This window comes from Streptomyces sp. FH025, assembly GCF_017427025.1.
Lineage (GTDB): Bacteria > Actinomycetota > Actinomycetes > Streptomycetales > Streptomycetaceae > Kitasatospora.
The window spans coordinates 1-13,336 of the sequence record NZ_JAFLNG010000144.1 but is presented as its reverse complement, the minus strand read 5'-3'; the positions used below and the strand labels follow the sequence as shown (position 1 = coordinate 13,336).

Genomic DNA, 13,336 nt, shown 5'->3' with positions numbered 1-13,336 from the left:
GCTGGGGCGAGGTCGGCGCCGGCGAGGTCGGGCCAGGGGACGTCGGCGAGGAGGACGGGGACGTCGGGCTCGGCGAGGTCGGCCCCGGAGACGTCGGCGAGGAGGTCGGCGTCGGCGAGGTCGGCGAGGTCGGCGAGGTCGGCGAGGAGGTCGGCGTCACCCGGCAGTCCGGCAGGTCCCCGTCGAACGGGTAGCTGTGGATCTCGTAGCCGCCGGTGCCGGTGTGGATCAGGTTGCCCGCGAGGTACACCCGGCCGTTCATGCCCGGCTGGGCGATGGTCGTGGTGCCGGCCGGGTTGCCGGCCAGGACGGCTCCCTGGAACTGGGCGCTGCCGAGGATCTGGGCCGAGGTCGCGGTCGGGAAGTTGTACATCAGCTTCGAGCGCATCTCAGTGGTCTGGTCCCCCGCCAGGCCGGTACCGGTGTAGGTGTTGATGACCGGGCTGTCCCCGAGCATGTTCACCACGACGGTGGCCCCGGCCGGGATGTTGTTGAAGGCCAGGCCGATCTGCCCGCCGCTCGGCGAGGCGAGGTTCCGGGTGACGTTGAAGACCTGCTTCATGCTGGTCCCGTCACCGGTGAAGGTCGCCTCGCTGGCGGAGATCTCGACGGTGCCGGTCGCGGTGGCCCGCCCGACGCAGTCGGAGACCTCCTCGATCTGGGTCAGCACCGACCGGTACGGCGCGGCGGCGTTCGCGTCGTGGATCAGCTCGCCGGTCGGGTCGATGCTGACGGTGCCGGTGACGCCGCCCGCGTGGCGCAGGTTGCCGAAGGCCTGGCCCCGGGAGTCGCTGCCGCCGATCAGGATCGAGTTGCCGGACTTCACGTCGACGTCGCCGCCGGTGGTGACGAAGTCGCTGCCGTTCGGCGGGACGACGCGGGAGCCGACGCCCACGACGCCCATGTTGTAGGCGCCGCCGCCGTTCTTGTCGACGGTCAGGTTCCCCAGCGCGACGACCTTGCCCTCGGCCTCGGCCGCGCGGCCGTTCACCGTGTAGTCGCCGCCGGTGAAGACGTTGATCGTGGCGTCCCGCCCGGGGAAGTCGCCGTTGTTCACCGGCGGCCAGGTGGCCGGGCAGTCGGGCCCGGAGCAGGCGCCCAGCGGCGGGGCCAGCGGGACGGCCGAACCGACCGTCAGCACGGCGGCCAGCGGGACGGCTGCGACGGCGGTCGCCACGGCCGCCCGGGCGGCCCGGCGTCGGCCGCTGGCTGTTCTTCTCACGGCGGTCGCTCTGTGATCCGGCGAACCGGTGGCCTGACCCATCGACGCTTCCTCCACGCATAGAAAGACGACAGGTCCCGACGACCTGCCAGGTTCCGCGTGATCTGCTGCCGAACACACAGATCCGGGACATCCAACACTAAATCGGACTATATACACCATACAGAGCATCAGTTCTCATCTAAAAATCAGCTGACCAGACCCGTGGCGGCTTCCCACCCCGCTCCCACCCGCTCCGCACACCCGGCCGACGGCCGCACGGGCTAGGTTGGACGGCATGACCACCGAGGCCCAGGACCAGAGCGCGCCGCTCGTCGCCGTCGCGTCCGCCGACGCCGTGCTGCGGCACCCCGAGGCGGGCGAGCACCTGCTCACCGCCCTCGAACGGGAGCGCGCCGCACGCTTCCGGCAGGAGTCCGGGCGGATCGACTTCACCGCCGGGCACGTGCTGGTCCGGCTCTGCGCCGCCCGGCTGCTCGACGTCCCGGCGGCAGGCCTGGTCCTCGCCCAGCGGTGCCCGGACTGCGGGCTCGCCGACCACGGCAAGCCCTACCTGCCGGACCACCCCGGGGTGCACGTGAGCCTGTCCCACACCCGGGGCGTGGTCGCGGCCGGAGCCGGGTACCAGCCGGTCGGCGTGGACGTCGAGCTGTCCGCGCGGGGCGGCTCGCTGCGCGCGGTCGCCCGCCGGGTGCTCACCCCCGCCGAACTCGCCCTGGTCGAGGCGGCCCCCGAGCCGGACCGGGCGTTCCTGCGGCAGTGGGTGCGCAAGGAGTCGCTGATCAAGATCGGCCGGACCACCCTGGACACCCTCGGGCAGGTCGACCTCGCCGCCCTGCCGCTGGACGTCCCGCCCGGCGCCCCGCTGCGCAGCCGGTTCGAGGACCTGCACCTGATCGACTGGACCGACCCCGAGCACGGCGCCGTCGTAGCGGCGGTCAGCACCGCCCCGCCGCGCGTCGTACGGCTGACCCCTGCGGGCTGAGCGGGCACCCGAGCGCGGGACCGCCGAATAAGCGGTGTTAGCGTGCCTGGTCGTGGGCGCGCCGACGGCGCACGCCCGCCGACCCAGCTGCCCACCGGATCAAAGGGTGCCCCGCCATGGCCAAGTTCCTGCTGAGCCTGCACGTCCTCGCGTCGGTCCTGTTCATAGGCCCGGTCGCGGTGGCCGTCAGCATGTTCCCGCGCCGGGCGAAGGCCGCGCTGGCCGACGGTCCGGACCAGGCCTCGGACGCGGGCGTGCTGCGCGTCCTGCACCGGATCACCCAGGTCTACGCGCTGCTGGGCGTCGCCGTACCGGTGCTGGGCATCGGCCTGGCGCAGGTGATGGACGTGCTCGGCCAGTCCTGGATGATCGCCTCCATGGTGCTCACCGCCATCGCCGCGCTCTCCCTGCTGCTGTTCGTCCTGCCCGGCCAGCAGGCCGCCGTCGACGCGCTCGGCCTCGAACCGCGGGACGAGCAGCGCACCAAGGCCGTCAACGGCCTGCGGCTGCTGCCGATGACCGCCGGGGTGTTCAACCTGCTGTGGGCCGTGGTCGTGGTGCTGATGGTCGTCCGCCCGGGGTCGACCACCGGCGCCTGAGCCATCGAGTCCTTCCTGCCGGCCGACGCGGAGACGGCCCGGTACCTGCGGTCGGCGGTGGAACCGGACCGCTGAGGCGCCTCAGTCCGACAGCCCGAAGAGGGCCGCCGCGTTGTCGTGGCAGACCGCCCGCAACCACTCCTCCCCCAGCCCCAGCCCGGCCAGCGCCTCCAGCTGGTGGACGTACCGGTAGGGGATGTTGGGGAAGTCGCTGCCGAGCAGCACGCGCTCCCGCAGCCCGCGCAGCCGCGGCAGCTCCTCGCGCGGGAACGGCGCGTCGGCCTCGGCGAAGTCGGTGAACGCCATGGTGGTGTCCAGCCGGACGGCCGGGTGGCGCTCGGCCAGGTCGAGGAAGTCGCGGTACTCGGACATGCCGAGGTGGGCGACCACCAGGACCAGGCCGGGGTGCCGCTTCAGCACCTCGCCGATCGGGCCCGGACCGGTGAACTCCCCCGGCACCGGCCCGGATCCGCAGTGGGTGACCACCGGGGTGCCGGTCTCGGCGAGCAGCCCCCAGACCTCGTCCAGCGCCCGGTCCGTCGGGTCGTAGCCGCCGACCTGGAGGTGCGCCTTGAACACCCGGGCGCCGTCCTCGATCGCCCGCGCCACGTAGCCGGCCGCGCCGGGCTCGGGGAAGAAGGTCGCGGTGTGCAGGCAGTCCGGGGTGCGGGCGGCGAAGTCGGCGGCCCAGCCGTTCAGCCAGGCGGCCATGCCGGGCTTGTGCGGATAGAGCATCGAGGTGAACGCCCGGACGCCGAACTCCCTCAGCCGCCGGACGCGTTGCTCCTCGGCCTCGCGATAGGTGATCGGCCAGGGGCGGTTCACCAGCGGGCCGGCCGCGTCGAAGTACGCCCACACCTTGTCGAGGACGTTCTGCGGCATGAAGTGGGTGTGCACGTCGATCAGCCCCGGCAGGCCCAGGGCCTGCCAGAACTCCCTTACGCCTGCGGTCTCCCGGTCGTTCACGCGGGCACCGGGCGGGCGCGGTCGATGATCGCGGCGGTGTCGACGCCGGACGGCAGGGTGCCGAAGGCGGCGCCGTGGTCCCCGCCCAGGCGGGAGGCGCAGAAGGCGTCGGCCACCGCCGGGCTGCCGTACCGGACCAGCAGCGAGCCCTGGAAGGCCAGCGCCATCGACTCGACCAGCCGGCGGGTGCGGTACTCCAGGTCGGTCACGTCGCCCAGCTGCTTGCGCAGTCCGGCGACGGCCGCGTCCAGTCGGCGGTCCGCGCCGCCGGCGGCGTCGAGTTCGCCGAGGAAGGCCTCGACCGTGTCGGGGCGCTTGGCCATGGCGCGCAGCGCGTCCAGGGCGGCGACGTTGCCGGAGCCCTCCCAGATCGACACCAGCGGCGCCTCGCGGTAGAGCCGGGGCATCCCGGACTCCTCGACGTAGCCGTTGCCGCCCAGGCACTCCAGCGCCTCGGCGGAGTGCGCCGGGCCCCGCTTGCACACCCAGTACTTGGCCACCGCCAGGCCCAGCCGCCGTACCAGCGCCTCGGTCTCGTCGCCGGCCAGGGCGCGGTCGGTGCTCTGGGCGAGCCGCATCGCGACGACGGTGGCGGCCTCGGACTCCACCGTCAGGTCGGCCAGCACGTTGCGCATCAGCGGCTGGTCGACCAGCGCCTTGCCGAACGCCCGCCGGTACAGGGCGTGGTGGACCGCCCGGGTGGTGCCGTAGCGCATGCCGGAGGCGGCGCCGATGGTGCAGTCGAGGCGGGTCATGTTGACCATCTCGATGATGGTCCGCACCCCGCGGCCCTCCTCGCCGACCAGCCAGCCGACCGCGCCGTCGTACTCCAGCTCGGCGGAGGCGTTGGACTTGTTGCCGAGCTTGTCCTTGAGCCGCATCAGGTGCAGCCGGTTACGGCCGCCGTCCGGGAGGACGCGCGGCAGCACGAAGCAGCTGAGCCCGCCGGGGGCCTGGGCGAGCGTCAGGAAGAGGTCGGACATCGGGGCCGAGGTGAACCACTTGTGGCCGGTGAGCCGGTAGGTGCCGTCCGGCTGCGGGGTCGCGGTGGTGGTGTTGGTGCGGACGTCCGAGCCGCCCTGCTTCTCGGTCATCGACATGCCGGCGATCAGCCCGCGCTTGGTGCGCGGCTCGCGCAGCCCGTAGTCGTACGCGGTCGAGGCCAGCAGCGGTTCCAACTCCCGGGCCAGGGCGGGGTTCGCGCGCAGTGCCGGGACGGCGGCGTAGGTCATCGAGATCGGGCAGGTGTGGCCGGCCTCGACCTGGCCCCAGACGAAGAACTTGGCGGCGCGGGCGGAGTGGGCGCCGGGCCGGTCGTCCCGCCAGGGCGCGGCGTGCAGGCCGTACGAGACGGCGGTGCGCATCAGCTCGTGCCAGTAGGGGTGGAACTCGACCTCGTCGATCCGGTGGCCGAAGCGGTCGTGGGTGCGCAGCACGGGCGGGTGCTCGTTGGCCAGCCGGCCCCACTCGGCGGCCTGCTCGGACCCGGCCAGGCGGCCGAGTTCACGCAGTTCGGGTTCGGCCCAGCCGGCGCCGGCCCGGTGCAGGGCGGCGAGCAGGGTGGGGTCGGCGGCGGTGTCGTGTCCGTACGGCAGGGGCACCTGGTTGGTGACCTCATGCGTCGCTGTCATCGCGTCCTCCCAGGGCACGCAGGGTGAAGGAGACCAGGGCGGGGACCACGGCGGTGGTGCTCCCCTCGCTTTCGGGTGCGGCCGCGAGCGGCCCGGCCAGGGCTTCGCCGACCGCGCCGACGAGGGCGGCGGCGGTCAGCACCGGGTCCTGCTCGGGCAGTTCGCCCTTCGCCACGGCGGCGGCGATCTCGGTGGCGATCACGTCCCGGAACGCCCGCCGGAAGACCAGGCGTTCGCCGTCCACGACCGCGTCGGCCGGCTCGACCAGCAGCGCGTACGCCAGCCGGGGCGCGCGCAGGGCGCGGGCCGCGAAGGTCTCGACGACGGCCGCGATCCGCTGCTGCGGGGTCTCCCGGCGGGCGACGGCGGCGTTCACCGCGTCGATCTCGTGGGTGACCACCCGGCGGAACAGCTGCACCGAGAGCTCGGCCTTGTTGGCGAAGTGCTGGTAGAGGCTGCCGGTGGCGATCCCGGCGCGGTCCGCCACGGCGGCCATGGTGCAGCCGCCGTAACCGCGCTCGGCGAGCAGGCCGACCGCCGACTGGAGCACCGCCTCGCGCTGGGCGTCCAGGCGGGCTTGTACGGCGGCGGTGCGTCGGTAGGCCATGGAAGTATTGAAGCACTGATTCACCGCTTCGGGGAGGGGCCGGGAGGGTGCGACCCCGTCGGCCGAGCGGCCCCGAACGCGCGGAGGCCGCCCCGGGCGGGGCGGCCTCCTGGTCACTCAGGGCTGCTACCGGGCGCTACAGCGGGCGGCGCTCCTGCTCCAGCCGCTGGCCCTCGGCGTCGAGCGGCCCGAAGGACGGGATCGACTGCGGCGACTTGGCGAGCGAGCGAGCGGTGTCCTGGTCTCCCAGGCCGGCCCACTCCAGCACCTTGGCGGTGGCCTCCGCCGACTGCGCGGCGGGCAGCTTGCCGATGTTGGAGCCGTGGTTGCCGCCGGGCACGGTGTAGACGTAGCTGTCCTCACTGCCCCGGCCGAGGTGGAACGGCTTGGCGCCCCACGGGTCGTTGCCGCCGTAGACGTACATGATCCGCTCGCCCTCGCGCTTCACCCAGCGGTCGATGTCGGGCATGGCGTACGGGTTGAAGACGGTCGGGATCTCCTTCGGCACGTAGGAGCGGGCCGAGTAGAGCTCCTTGTAGTCGTAGTGCAGCTGGTCCTGGATGTACGAGACGTCGAAGTACGGCGCGCCCAGCTCGGTGGCGGCCTGGTAGTAGTACGCGGTGTACTTCGCCAGCGACTGGTCGCTGTTGCCGGTGATGCCCGACTGGGAGTCGTACCAGGCGTACAGCTCGTCGTCGGTCGCGGTGGCGGCCACCGGGACCTTGGCGCAGTCCGACTCCAGGCTGTACTGCCAGAACGCCCAGATCACGTCGAGCGCGCCGGCCTCGTAGGCGCGGTCCGGGGTGCCGAGGGTGTTGAAGGTCGAGCCGGCCGCCTTGTTGTCGGCGATGTAGCGGGGCTCCAGGCGGTCGCGGCGCACCAGCAGCTCGCGCTGGGCGGCGTTGAGCCGGGCCCGGCACTCGGGGGTGCCGACGGTGCGGAAGAACTCGGTGTAGGCCGCGTAGTCGGAGCGGTCGGTGTTGTTCGGCGCGACGTAGGCGATCGTGCCCGCCACGTCGTCCGGGTAGAAGCGGCGGTAGAAGGTCGAGGACATGCCGCCCTTGCTGGCGCCGGTGGAGAGCCATTCCTCCTGGTAGATCCGCTTGAGCGCGGTCACCAGCGCGTGCGAGTCGGCGGCCCCCTGGCGGATGCCGGCCTTGGACCAGTCGGCCGGGTCGGGGCGCGAGGGGGTGAAGAACCGGTACTCGATGGACACCTGGTTGCCGTCCACCAGCCGGGTCGGCTCGGTGCGGGACGGGTTGGTGCCCAGGGTGTAGCCGTTGGTGTAGAAGACGGTCGGGCGGTCGTAGCCGCGGTGCAGCAGGCTGAAGCGCTGCTGGAAGGTGCCCAGCCAGGGGCGGAAGTGGTCGATCGGCTGGGTGTAGGTGGCGATGAAGTAGCGGTGGCCGGTGGTGGTCGGCTTCTCCTCGGTGATGGTCACCCCGGGGATCGCGGCCAGGCGGTCCTTGATGTCGGCGTTCGGGTCGTCCGCGGGGCTCCGCCCGTGGGCGGCCCCGGCCGGAGCGGGCGCGGCCGACGCCGGGGCGGCCAGGCCGCCGATCGCGAACACCGGTATCAGCAGGGCGGAGGCCAGCAGTCTTCTCAGCTTGGTGGTCATCAACTCTCCATCTGGTCAACGGACATGAAGGCCGAATGGGCCACCCGCCCGGTCGCGGGTGACCCATCGGGGAAGGGCTCTGGTCAGGGGGCCGGGCTCGGCACTAACGGCTAGGCGCTAACGACTCGGCGCCAACGGCCCGGCGCTACCGGCTCGGCGGGAACGGCCTTACGGGCGGGCCAGGGTGCAGCCCGGCAGGGTGAGGTCGAAGCGGTTGCCGGGGGCGAAGCAGGCGGGGATGCCGTAGGTCTCCTGGGCGTAGCCGATGCCCTGGTGCACCGTGACCGTGCCGTTCTGGTCGACCTCGCACGGGTTGTCGAGGGTGCAGGACTCGCCGTTCTCGTTGATGGTGTTGTTCACGGCGACCAGCAGACCGGTCGAGGTGTCGACCACCGGCGAGCCGGAGGTGCCGCCGATCACGTTGCAGCCGGAGGTGTAGCGGACCGAGTCCTTGAAGGTCCAGTCGGCCTCGTTCAGCTGGTAGGCGAAGCCGTCGATCGAGCAGGAGTAGATCTTCTTCCAGTAGCCGGAGACGACCCGGATGTCCGCGCCCTGGGTGGGGTGGGTGTCGGAGATGGTCAACGGGGATATCCCGTACCGGGACTTGATCGAGGCGTAGCTGGTGTTCAGCTGGTAGATCGACACGTCGGTGTCGGTCATGGCGCCGTAGACCACCTTGGTGGCGCGCAGCGTGCCGAGGCTGCCGCCGGTGGCGCTCAGCAGGGTGAAGGTGCGGCTGGAGGGCTGGTTGAGCACCACCTCGCCGGGGCCGGGCATGCCCGACTCCAGGCAGTGGCCGTTGGAGAGGACGAGGGCCGGGTCGCTCGCGGCCGAGCCGGGCACCCGCACCAGTGAGCCGGAGCAGTTGCTGAGCGCGACCGTCCCGGCGAAGTTGACGGCGACCCTGGGGGCCGCCTTGGTGTCGGCGGCCTGGGCGCCGATGGCCTGGGCGCCGACGGCCTGCGCACCGATGGCCTGGGCGCTGACGGCCTGTGTGCTGACGGCGGGGGCCGTCGGGGCGGCGGCCTGGGCCGGGAGGGCACCGGCGAGGGCGGTGGCCCCGGCGACCAGGACCGTGGCGAGCATGCCTATGAGCGGCTTCTTCATGAGAGAACCTCTCGGTGTGGGGGTCCACCAAAGCTGTCGCGGACATGACTTACTGTCAAGGGTCAAAACCAGCCCAAGGGAACACCCCGAGGTCAACCCCCATCGGCCGTCGAACGGCTGATCCCGTCAACCAGGCCCGAGACCCCGCCCCGCCCCGTAGGGTGGCCACATCGGCCAGGTGAAAACAGGGGGCATGAGTGGGTACCGAGATCCGCAGCGACGCACGGAGCGACGCGCAGCAGGCGTCGACGCCCGCCGGAACGGGCGGACGGCTGCTCGCGGTGAGCGACCTGCACATCTCCTACCAGGAGAACCGCGAGCTGGTGCAGAAGCTCGAACCCACCCACCCCGACGACTGGTTGATCGTCGCCGGGGACGTCGCCGAGCTCACCACCAGCATCGAGTGGGCACTGGGCCTGCTGGCCGAGCGCTTCTCCCGCGTGGTGTGGGCGCCCGGCAACCACGAGCTGTGGACCCACCCCGACGACCCGGTCCAGCTCCGCGGCGTGGCCCGCTACGACCACCTGGTGGAGCTCTGCCGCGACCTCGGCGTCATCACCCCCGAGGACCCGTACCCGGTCTGGCGGGGAGCCGGCGGCCCCGTCCGCATCGCCCCGCTCTTCCTCCTGTACGACTACTCCTTCCGCGCACCGGGCACGACCACCAAGGAGGAGTCCCTGGCGGCCGCCTACGCCAGCGGCATCGTCTGCGCGGACGAGCGGATGATCCACCCGGAGCCGTTCCCGGACCTCGACTCCTGGTGTCGCGAGCGCGTCCGGCTGACCGCGGAGCGGCTCGCGGCCTGCGACCCGGACATCCCGCTGGTCCTCGTCAACCACTACCCGCTGGTCCGCCACCCCACCGAGATCCTCTGGTACCCCGAGTTCGCCCAGTGGTGCGGCACCGAGCTGACCGCCGACTGGCACCGCCGCTTCAACACCGCCGCGATGATCTACGGCCACCTGCACATCCCGCGCAGGACCAACTACGACGGCGTCCCCTTCGAGGAGGTCTCGCTCGGCTACCCGCGCGAGTGGCGCAAGCGCGGGCTGCCCGACCCGATCCTGCGGGAGGTGCCCCTGCGGGCCGCGCGCTGACGGCCCGTCTCCCCGGCGCCGACGCCGTCGTCGGCGGCTCCGACGGCGGCGGCACCGACGGCGTTCGGGCGTACTCCCGACCGGAGTACGCCCGAACCGGACCGGCCGCGGGCCCTCAGCTCTCGGCGGCCGCCGACCGCGCCTTCTCCTCCGCCTCCTCGAACGTCGCCGAAGGCTCCGGCCGCGCCAGCGTGACCGACAGCTCGCCGTCGCTCACGTCCGCGATCAGGGTGTCCCCCTCCCGCACGGTGCCGTCCAGCAGCAGGTTGGAGATCCGGTTGTCCAGCTCCGACTGGATCGTCCGGCGCAGCGGCCGGGCCCCGAACTCCGGCTGGTAGCCGCGGTTGACCAGGTACTCCTTGGCCGCCTCGGTGACCTCCAGCCGCACGTTCTGCGCGCGCAGCCGGCGTCGGCTGCGCTCCAGCAGCAGGTCGACCACCGACAGCAGGTCCTTGCGGGTGAGCGCGTGGAAGACGATCACCTCGTCGATCCGGTTGAGGAACTCCGGCCGGAACTGCCGGCGAAGGTCCCGCATCAGGTCGTCCCGGATCTCGTCGACGTTCCCGGCGTGGTCCAGGATCCGCTGCGAGCCGATGTTGCTGGTCATGATCACCACGGTGTTGCGGAAGTCGACCGTACGCCCCTGGGAGTCGGTCAGCCGCCCGTCGTCCAGCACCTGGAGCAGCAGGTTGAAGACGTCCGGGTGCGCCTTCTCCACCTCGTCGAAGAGCAGCACGCTGTACGGCTTGCGGCGCACCGCCTCGGTCAGCTGACCGGCCTCCTCGTAGCCGACGTACCCGGGCGGGGAGCCGACCAGCCGGGAGACGGTGTGCTTCTCCTGGAACTCGCTCATGTCGAAGCGGATCATCCGGTCCGGGTCGCCGAACAGCAGCGCGGCCAGCGCCTTGGCCAGCTCGGTCTTGCCGACGCCGGTCGGGCCGAGGAAGAGGAAGGAGCCGGTCGGCCGCTCCGGGTCACCCATCCCGGCCCGACCGCGGCGCACCGCCTGGGCGACGGCGGTGACCGCCTCGTCCTGGCCGATCACCTTCTCGTGCAGGTGCTCCTCCAGCTTGAGCAGCCGCTCCTTCTCGGTCGCGTTCAGCTCCGCGACCGGGATGCCGGTCCGGGAGGACAGCACCTGCGCAATGTCGTCGGCCGTCACGTCGACGACCTCCTCGCGGGACTCGGCGATCGCCGCCAGCTCGTCCTCGGTCTGCCGCAGCTCGGTCTTCAGGTTGGCGGCCCGCACGAACTCCTCGTCCGCGACGGCCTCGTCCAACTCCCGCCTGAGCTTGGTGATCCGGTCCTGCACACCGCTCGCCTCGGTGGAGCCGCTCAGGCTGCGCAGTCGCACCCGCGCACCGGCCTGGTCCAGCAGGTCGATCGCCTTGTCGGGCAGGAAGCGGTCGCTGACGTACCGGTCGGAGAGCGTCGCGGCCGCGTCCAGCGCCTCGTCGCTGAACCGCACCTGGTGGTGCGCCTCGTACGCGTCGCGCAGCCCCTGGAGGATCTCGATCGTCTCCTCGACGCTCGGCTCGGGCACCAGCACCGGCTGGAAGCGCCGCTCCAGCGCGGCGTCCTTCTCCACGTGCTTGCGGTACTCGTCCAGCGTGGTCGCGCCGACCACGCTCAACTCGCCGCGTGCCAGCGCCGGTTTGAGGATGTTACCGGCGTCCATCGAGCCCTCGCCGCCAGCGCCCGCGCCGACCACGGTGTGCAGCTCGTCCAGGAACAGGATCACGCTCTTCTCGGCCGCGGTGACCTCGTCGATCACCTTCTTCAACCGCTCCTCGAACTCGCCCCGGTACTTGGAGCCGGCCACCAGCGCGGTCAGGTCGAGGGTGACCACCCGCTTCTCCCTGAGGCTCTGCGGCACGTCCCCGGAGACGATCCGCTGGGCCAGGCCCTCGACGATCGCGGTCTTGCCGACGCCCGGCTCGCCGATCAGCACCGGGTTGTTCTTGGTCCGCCGGGAGAGGATCTCGACGGTCTGCTCGATCTCCATGGCCCGCCCGACCACCGGGTCCAGCCGGCCCGAGCGCGCCGCCTCGGTGAGGTCCTGCCCGTACTCGTCCAGCGTCGGCGTCTCGCTCGGGTGCGCGCCCGTGCTGCTGCGCTCGCCGCCGGTGCCGCGCCCCTCCAGCACCGACTTCAGCGCCTCCTGCGAGGGCGCCGCGTTGCGCAGCGCCACGCCCGCGCCCGAACGCTCCTGGTCCAGCAGCGCGCCGAGGATGTGCTCGGGGCCGATGTACGAGGCGCCGACCTCCTGCGAGCGGGCGTGCGCGGCGAGCAGCGCGCGCTTGGCCGACGGGGTGAGCGCGGGCCGCCCGTCCAGCGACTCCGCGTTCCCGGACGGCAGGGCGTGCTCCAGGTCCTCGGAGAGCCGGTCCGGGTCGATGCCCGCCCGCTCCAGCATCCGGCGCGAGGGCTCCACCCGGGTGGCCGCCCAGGCGAGGTGCGCGGTGTCGAGGTCGCTGCTGCCGTCCTCGGCCGCGCGCTGCGCGGCGAGCGCCAGCAGCTCCTGCGAGGACTCGCTGAGCAACCGCCCGATCGGCACCCGCTGCACGGCGGGCGGGGAGGCCAGTGGGCTCATCCCGAAGAACCGGCTGAGCAGGTCGGAGAACGGGTCGTTCGATCCGAACGGGGGCATGGTCACGGCGGTTCACCTCTCCCAAGCGGTTTGCAGCCACACAAACACAGGCCGCGCCCCCGCGCCTCCCGAGCGAACCGGCCCGGGCACGTCACCCGGTGGGCCCGGGCGCGTCACCCGGTGAGCCCGGGCACGTCACCCGGTGAGCCCGGGCACGTCACCCGGTGAGCCGGTTCAGCAGCACGCCGCCGCTGTACGTCACCGCCATCGCCAGCAGCCCGCCCGCGACGTTGCGCCCCACCGCCCGCACCGGACCGGCCCCGCCCAGCCGGGCGCTCGTCCAGCCCGAGAGGATCAGCGCGACCACCACCGCGACCACCGTCACCGGCAGCCGCCAGGTCTCCGGCGGCAGCATGACCGCCAGCAGCGGCACCAGGGCGCCCAGTGTGAACGCCGCCGCACTGGCCAGCGCGGCCTCCCAGGGGTTGGTCAACGCCTCGGGGTCGATGCCGAGTTCGGTCTGCGCGTGGGCCGCCAGCGCGTCCCGCTCGGTCAGTGCGGACGCCACCTCCCGGGCCAGGCCGTCGGTCAGCCCGCTGTCCCGGTAGTAGTCGGTCAGCTCGTCGAGTTCCCCCTCCGGGTCCTCCGTCAGCTCCCGCCGCTCCTTCGCCAACGCGGCCCGCTCGGTGTCCCGTTGGGTGCTGACCGACACGTACTCGCCGACCGCCATCGACATCGCCCCGGCCAGCAGCCCGGCCACCCCCGCCGCGAGCAGTGCCGTACGGGAGCCGGCCGCGCCCGCCACGCCGGTCACGATCCCGGCCGTCGACACCACACCGTCGTTGGCGCCCAGGACGGCGGCCCGCAGCCAGTTCAACCGCGTCGACAGCTCCGCCCGGGTCTCCCCCATCTGC

11 protein-coding genes are annotated in these 13,336 nt (G+C 72.5%); 3 read left to right on the top strand and 8 right to left on the bottom strand.

From position 1 onward, the window contains the following. Nucleotides 1-1,222: choice-of-anchor A family protein (locus J0670_RS13300; RefSeq protein ID WP_207811736.1), on the bottom strand; the 1,222-nt coding region annotated here is incomplete at its 3' end. A gap of 277 nt (nt 1,223-1,499) precedes the next feature. Between J0670_RS13300 and J0670_RS13295 the strand changes: the two genes are divergently transcribed. Next, the gene (locus J0670_RS13295; RefSeq protein WP_207811735.1) at nt 1,500-2,207 is read left to right on the top strand and encodes a 4'-phosphopantetheinyl transferase superfamily protein; all 708 of its coding nucleotides are present in this window, start codon (nt 1,500-1,502) and stop codon (nt 2,205-2,207) included. A 116-nt stretch (nt 2,208-2,323) separates the two neighbouring features. After that, nucleotides 2,324-2,806 (top strand): DUF2269 family protein, encoded by a 483-nt coding sequence (locus J0670_RS13290; protein WP_207811734.1) that lies wholly within the window; start codon nt 2,324-2,326, stop codon nt 2,804-2,806. 81 nt (nt 2,807-2,887) lie between these two features. On the opposite strand, the gene J0670_RS13285 is transcribed toward J0670_RS13290, so the two are convergent. The 5 genes from J0670_RS13285 to J0670_RS13265 all read right to left on the bottom strand — a co-directional run bounded on the left by J0670_RS13285 (nt 2,888) and on the right by J0670_RS13265 (nt 8,735). Then, entirely contained in the window at nt 2,888-3,772 is an 885-nt protein-coding gene (locus tag J0670_RS13285) for an amidohydrolase family protein (RefSeq protein WP_307806504.1), read from the bottom strand. Then, nucleotides 3,769-5,403: an acyl-CoA dehydrogenase family protein gene (locus tag J0670_RS13280; protein WP_207811733.1), complete on the bottom strand. Its 1,635-nt coding sequence runs from the start codon at nt 5,401-5,403 to the stop codon at nt 3,769-3,771. Before J0670_RS13280 ends, J0670_RS13285 begins: the two co-directional genes overlap by 4 nt. Continuing rightward, a complete protein-coding gene (locus J0670_RS13275; protein ID WP_207811732.1) occupies nt 5,387-6,010 on the bottom strand; it encodes a TetR/AcrR family transcriptional regulator in 624 nt (207 codons plus the stop codon). Before J0670_RS13275 ends, J0670_RS13280 begins: the two co-directional genes overlap by 17 nt. Before the next feature lie 136 nt (nt 6,011-6,146). After that, complete coding sequence (locus tag J0670_RS13270) at nt 6,147-7,628, bottom strand: S28 family serine protease (protein WP_207811731.1); 1,482 nt, start codon at nt 7,626-7,628, stop codon at nt 6,147-6,149. Nucleotides 7,629-7,796: 168 nt separating this feature from the next. Continuing rightward, nucleotides 7,797-8,735, bottom strand: coding sequence for a serine protease (locus tag J0670_RS13265; RefSeq protein ID WP_207811730.1), 939 nt, complete (start codon nt 8,733-8,735; stop codon nt 7,797-7,799). 197 nt (nt 8,736-8,932) lie between these two features. On the opposite strand from J0670_RS13265, the gene J0670_RS13260 reads away from it, so the two are divergent. Next, nucleotides 8,933-9,832, top strand: coding sequence for a metallophosphoesterase (locus tag J0670_RS13260; RefSeq protein WP_374223099.1), 900 nt, complete (start codon nt 8,933-8,935; stop codon nt 9,830-9,832). A gap of 115 nt (nt 9,833-9,947) precedes the next feature. Here the strand turns inward: J0670_RS13260 and J0670_RS13255 are convergent, their stop codons facing one another. After that, nucleotides 9,948-12,488, bottom strand: coding sequence for an ATP-dependent Clp protease ATP-binding subunit (locus tag J0670_RS13255; RefSeq protein WP_374223098.1), 2,541 nt, complete (start codon nt 12,486-12,488; stop codon nt 9,948-9,950). A 151-nt stretch (nt 12,489-12,639) separates the two neighbouring features. Next, on the bottom strand, nt 12,640-13,332 hold the full coding sequence (locus J0670_RS13250) for a VIT family protein (RefSeq protein WP_207811737.1): 693 nt from the start codon (nt 13,330-13,332) through the stop codon (nt 12,640-12,642). Between the last annotated feature and the right edge of the window lie 4 nt (nt 13,333-13,336).

Excerpts from the sequence above, each read along its gene's own strand:
- J0670_RS13290 (WP_207811734.1), top strand. The coding sequence starts at position 2,324 with ATGGCCAAGTTCCTGCTGAGCCTGCACGTCCTCGCGTCGGTCCTGTTC.
- J0670_RS13295 (WP_207811735.1), top strand. The coding sequence starts at position 1,500 with ATGACCACCGAGGCCCAGGACCAGAGCGCGCCGCTCGTCGCCGTCGCG.
- J0670_RS13275 (WP_207811732.1), bottom strand. The coding sequence starts at position 6,010 with ATGGCCTACCGACGCACCGCCGCCGTACAAGCCCGCCTGGACGCCCAG.
- J0670_RS13280 (WP_207811733.1), bottom strand. The coding sequence starts at position 5,403 with ATGACAGCGACGCATGAGGTCACCAACCAGGTGCCCCTGCCGTACGGA.
- J0670_RS13250 (WP_207811737.1), bottom strand. The coding sequence starts at position 13,332 with ATGGGGGAGACCCGGGCGGAGCTGTCGACGCGGTTGAACTGGCTGCGG.
- J0670_RS13270 (WP_207811731.1), bottom strand. The coding sequence starts at position 7,628 with ATGACCACCAAGCTGAGAAGACTGCTGGCCTCCGCCCTGCTGATACCG.
- J0670_RS13265 (WP_207811730.1), bottom strand. The coding sequence starts at position 8,735 with ATGAAGAAGCCGCTCATAGGCATGCTCGCCACGGTCCTGGTCGCCGGG.